We start from the raw sequence: 4,615 nt of genomic DNA on the forward strand, positions 1-4,615 counted from the left end.
CCCACCTATGAGAAAAATAGGTATTTCAGCTTCAATTTGAAGCCTGTGATAGAATGCTACGGCATTGGGTTAGTTGTAGATTACAATTTTCAGGAGTTACTCACTCCCTGCAATATATCGTGAGGCCCGAACGCGACAAACTGTCATGCATATCGCGGTTAGGTAATAGGATATACTCATGTACGGATAAAAATCTCATTCTTGAAGAAGTTTGGGGCGTTTTGAGATGCATAGGCAAGATTTTTGGCTCAGAAGATTGGCTGTAGCCAAAAATCTTGCAACTTTAACTTTCCACAGCCTCGCTTTATGGGGGCCGAAGCCACTGGTCTGCCACGGAAATCGGATTGGCAATGAAACCGGGTGGTGGACGTGCTGAGGTCGGCAATGGGTATGCTCGAAGAAGGAGAAGTTGATGTCTGATGTCACTGGATTAGCTGTAAGGAAGCCGAAAGACGGCAAGGGAGATCGCGTTGTGTCCATCGGCCGCAAGGTGGCTCTCGCTATCGCTGTCGCGGTTCTGATCGGCTTCGGCATCATGATCTGGCTATCCGGGCAGTCCCAGCAGGAGATATTGAAGGCTGGCGCCGCGAATTCGCAGGCCACGATAACCGAACTCGTTGGCGCGCAGATCGCTCCGGCCATCAACTTCAAGCAGGCCGCTGCCATGGTGAAGATGTTCGCCCGGCTGTCGTCCGGCGAGGATGCTCAGGCATTTGCCTTTCGCGTGACAGGCAAGACCGGTGAAGTGCTTGTGGAGCATGGCGAGGAATCGGCTTCGAAGGTCGGTTCCGACGATCTTGCGCGTGATGGACGTGCCATCCGGCTGGCGGGAGCCGCGGAATACACGCTGGGTTATGAATTCCGTGGCAACACGGTAATCGTGACCGACGTGTTTTTTGGCACTTCCTCCGACCCGATCGGAAAGCTCACTGTCTTCTGGAGCCAGGAAGGGCTCAAGAAGGAAGTGGAACGGGTTGTCACGAACTCGATCGTCGCTGCGGCGATCATATTGGCGATCGTGATCGGACTTCTGCTGATCCTCCTGAGAGTCCTGGTCAGCAAGCCGATCGGCATCCTGTCCCAGTCAATGCTCCGGCTGGCCGAGGGCGATTTGACGATCACGGTGCCGATGGTGGACCGGAAGGATGAGCTGGGCCAGATGGGCCGGGTCATCAATGTGTTCAAGGATAACGCGATCGAGAAGATCCGCCTTGAACAGGGCCAGGAGGAGCAGAAGCGCCAAGCCGACAGTGATCGCAGGATCGCCTTGCGCGGTCTGGCCGACTCCTTCGAAAGCCAGGTCGGAACCGTTGTGGATGCGGTCACTACGGCCGCGTCCCAGATGCAGTCGTCCTCAAGGCAGATGGCATCCACGGCAACCGAGACCAGCACGCAGGCGACATCGGTAGCGAGCGCCGCCGAACAGGCATCTGGCAATGTTCAGACCGTCGCGGCCGCGACGGAGGAACTGGCTGTTTCCATCAACGAGATCGCGTCTCAGGTCGAACGCTCGCGGACGGTCGCGTCGCGGGCCGATCTGGAGGCCAAGGAAACGACCCGCCTGATCCAACGTCTTTCCGAAACGGTCGAGAGCATCGGGCAGATCGTCAACCTGATCAATGACATCGCAAGCCAAACCAACCTGCTGGCATTGAACGCGACGATCGAAGCCGCACGGGCCGGCGAAGCCGGTAAAGGCTTCGCGGTGGTCGCAAGCGAAGTCAAGGGATTGGCAAACCAGACAGCCAAGGCAACCGAAGAGATCGCAGCCCAGATCGCAGCCGTCCAGACCGGCACCGCCGATGCCGTCAAGGCAATCGGCTCGATTTCGGTTGTCATTGCTGAAATCGGCGGTATCGGTGCATCGGTCGCATCGGCGGTTTCCGAACAGACTGCCGCGACCAGTGAGATCGCGCGCAATGTCGATCAGGCGGCCATGGGGACCCAGGAAGTTTCCAGGAACATCGGCCTCGTCGAAAGTGCCGCTCGCGATACGGGGGGCGCCGCCGGGCAGATCAGCGAGTTCTCCAATGACCTGTCTCATCAGGCTGACATTCTCAAGCGTGAAGTCGGACGTTTCCTGGAGCAGGTTCGCTCCGACCGGGCCGACTCAGCACGCGTGGCGTAACCTTCGGGAAGGTGCGGCGGAAGGGGTGCTGCATCCCGCCGCTTCACCGGATCGAAGCTTCGATTACTGATTTACTGATCAACCAGGCTTGTGTCAGCCGAAGGGGCTGGCGGCGGCGATCCGTAGTTTAAACCGCTACCTATAAGACATGACATCCCTGCAAGCCCAGTCATGAAGGCCCGGCGGCTTCCACCGCCGGGCCTTCATGATTCAGGCTGCGAGGGCCAGCTCGCTGAAGGTGGGGATGATGCCGAAGCTGAGATAGCGGCCGAACGGGCCGGTGCCGTCGAAGTTCAACCGGTTCATCCGTCGAGCCTGACTGGTCGGGAAGGCAGTGCGTCCATGCAGCAGGCGAAGATTGTCGAGAACGACGATCCAGTTCGGTTGCAGGCGGAACTCGACAATGTTTTCCGGATCGATGATGAACTCGCGCAGTACCGAAAACGCTTCGGCGGCTTCGGGGTGAATGATCGTGGCCGCCACATCGTCTTCGCGGTAGACCATCTGCACCCGGCCGCCGACCCAGTTGAAGATCGGGCGCAGGCAGCGGATACCGGTCCGCTGAATGCTCATCGCATCGGGACGGAACAGCGCCGGCAACAGCTTCGGGTGCTTGCGCGCCATATAGTCATACGCCGAGTCGCCGCTGACCAGTTGAGTCATGCCGCCATCCGTGGTGGCGACGATGCATTGCAGGGTCAGGACCTGTTCCGGCTCCAGCGAGAAGGCGCCGTCGGTGTGGGGCGGATGATCGGCGCAGGAGGAGCCGAGATAGCCGGGGATTGGATCCGTGGGGTCGATCGGAACGATACCGTCTTCGTCAGCGCGGTCGTGCAGGATCACATTGCCGAAGTACTGCTTGAGGGCGACACTGTTGACGCGCGGCTCGGGCCGTTCCTTGCACACCAATACGGCGACGCCATATTTGTTAAAGCGCTCGGCGACCGGTGCGAAGCTGTTCTCATCGAAGTTTTCGGTATCGTCGACATGGACGAAGAGCTTGCTGACATCAAGCTCAGCTCCAAATCCAATGCGATACTCGGATGCATAGGACATAGTGTTCTTCCTTATCTTTGGCAAAGCTCTAGCGATCACTGAAGCACGTGCTTCAGAGGCATAATTATTGGATATTTCTTGTCCGTCGAACGGTCCAGCCGTGGACAATTTGTTTTTTGGCTCAAAAGCGTTTCAATTTCAATGCAAAGAAATCAAATCCGACATATTCGTCTTTAAGAAACCATGATGATGAATACTTGGATATTTTTGCATGCCGCCATATGGCTTCTTTAAACGCGTTGGTATGTACTTGTCAGTGATGATGACAACTATAAGCGTTTTTTGCTCCTTATGGATAACGACGCTTAGGAAGAAAACGATCGTCCTCGGCTGGGACCCGGCGAATCGGACAAACGACGTTTCCAGGCAGGTTGCGACGCCTGATGACGGAGGTTGCCAAACGGAAGGCGGCAAGCTATCTATCGCGCGTCGCAAAACCTCACGCGGGCTTGCGGTCCTTCGGCACATTCGCCGATGGCCCGCTCCGGTGTTCGCATGGTGCGGACCACGCTCGCGGCGGAGTAACCGGAAAAGGACTGTTTTCCATGCCGATGCCTTCATTCACCATGCGCCAGCTGCTGGAAGCCGGCGTTCACTTCGGTCACCATACCCGTCGCTGGAACCCGAAGATGCAGCCGTATATCTTCGGCGTGCGCAACGGCGTTCATATCATCGACCTCGAGCAGAGCGTCCCCATGCTGCACCGCGCCATGACTGCGGTTCGCGACGTGGTGGCGGGCGGTGGCCGCGTACTGTTCGTCGGCACCAAGCGCCAGGCCCAGGAGAAGGTTGCCGACGCCGCTTCGCGGTGCGGTCAGTACTACGTCAACCATCGCTGGCTCGGCGGCATGCTGACCAACTGGAAGACCATCTCCCAGTCGATCAAGCGCCTGCGCGAAATGGAAGAGCGGCTTCAGGACACCAATATCGGCCTGACCAAGAAGGAAACCCTCCAGCTCACGCGCGAGCGTGACAAGCTGGAGCGGGCGCTGGGCGGCATCAAGGAGATGGGCGGCCTGCCGGACATCCTGTTCATCATCGACACCAACAAGGAGTCGATCGCGGTCCAGGAAGCCAACAAGCTGGGCATTCCCGTCGTTGCGGTGATCGACAGCAACTCCGATCCCGATGGCGTCGCTTTCCCGATTCCCGGCAACGACGACGCGCTGCGCGCCATCGACACCTACTGCGACCTGATCGCCGGTTCCGTCCTCGACGGTCTCCAGGCTGAGATGATCGCGTCGGGCATCGATGTCGGCGAGCAGGAAGAGGGCGTCGAGGAAGAGCTGCCGACCGACGAGGAAGCCGCTCCGGTCGCCGAGGGCGATACCGCTCCCGTGACGGAAGGCGCGCAGGCCTAATTCGCCTGAGCGGGCAACCGGACGCGGTCGCCGCGTCCGGTTGCCGATTTTTTTTGGTGAACTGATAAGA

3 protein-coding genes are annotated in these 4,615 nt (G+C 58.4%); 2 read left to right on the forward strand and 1 reads right to left on the reverse strand.

Translation table 11 applies throughout. The features are described 5' to 3' along the window. Positions 1-412: 412 nt before the first annotated feature. Positions 413-2,128, forward strand: coding sequence for a methyl-accepting chemotaxis protein (locus tag AC5JJ6_RS00055; RefSeq protein ID WP_496040078.1), 1,716 nt, complete (start codon positions 413-415; stop codon positions 2,126-2,128). A gap of 210 nt (positions 2,129-2,338) precedes the next feature. Here the strand turns inward: AC5JJ6_RS00055 and AC5JJ6_RS00060 are convergent, their stop codons facing one another. Further along, on the reverse strand, positions 2,339-3,223 hold the full coding sequence (locus tag AC5JJ6_RS00060; protein ID WP_496040079.1) for a TauD/TfdA family dioxygenase: 885 nt from the start codon (positions 3,221-3,223) through the stop codon (positions 2,339-2,341). A 506-nt stretch (positions 3,224-3,729) separates the two neighbouring features. Here AC5JJ6_RS00060 and rpsB point away from each other — a divergent pair. Then, positions 3,730-4,545, forward strand: coding sequence for a 30S ribosomal protein S2 (gene rpsB, locus AC5JJ6_RS00065; protein WP_496040080.1), 816 nt, complete (start codon positions 3,730-3,732; stop codon positions 4,543-4,545). Positions 4,546-4,615 lie beyond the last annotated feature (70 nt).

The organism is Skermanella sp., from assembly GCF_059503625.1.

Bases quoted from the DNA above. Each gene is read 5' to 3' on its own strand.
- AC5JJ6_RS00055 (WP_496040078.1), top strand. From the start codon at position 413: ATGTCTGATGTCACTGGATTAGCTGTAAGGAAGCCGAAAGACGGCAAG.
- rpsB (WP_496040080.1), top strand. From the start codon at position 3,730: ATGCCGATGCCTTCATTCACCATGCGCCAGCTGCTGGAAGCCGGCGTT.